This window comes from Lysinibacillus sp. GbtcB16 (assembly GCF_019091145.1).
Lineage (GTDB): Bacteria > Bacillota > Bacilli > Bacillales_A > Planococcaceae > Lysinibacillus > Lysinibacillus fusiformis.
Genome location: NZ_JAGXJV010000326.1, coordinates 1 through 277 on the forward strand (window position 1 = coordinate 1; position 277 = coordinate 277).

General features: G+C 50.2%; 1 protein-coding gene. It reads right to left on the minus strand.

Annotated elements, in window-relative coordinates:
• On the minus strand, positions 1-277 hold a 277-nt coding region (locus KVT27_RS24440; RefSeq protein ID WP_217582161.1), incomplete at both ends, for a hypothetical protein.

The window sequence follows — 277 nt, forward strand, 5'->3', positions numbered from 1 at the left end:
CCGTTATTCCAACCTACCGTGCTGTCTTGATTCCATTGTCCATTCTCAAAGTTCTCTTTGTACAAAATCGTGCCTGAAGCAGCTTCGGGATTTGCTTCGATATGCAGCTTATACTCCGTCGTCGTACCTGCTTCCGAGGTCACCAGCACCTTCGCCAGCCCGGTCCCATTCGATAGAGTGGCATCCGTAATTTGCGCATTGGCTACATTGCTTGCCGTCGGCACAGCCTCCACAATCTTCACATAACCGGTTCGGGAAGGAACCTTAATCGTGTAAT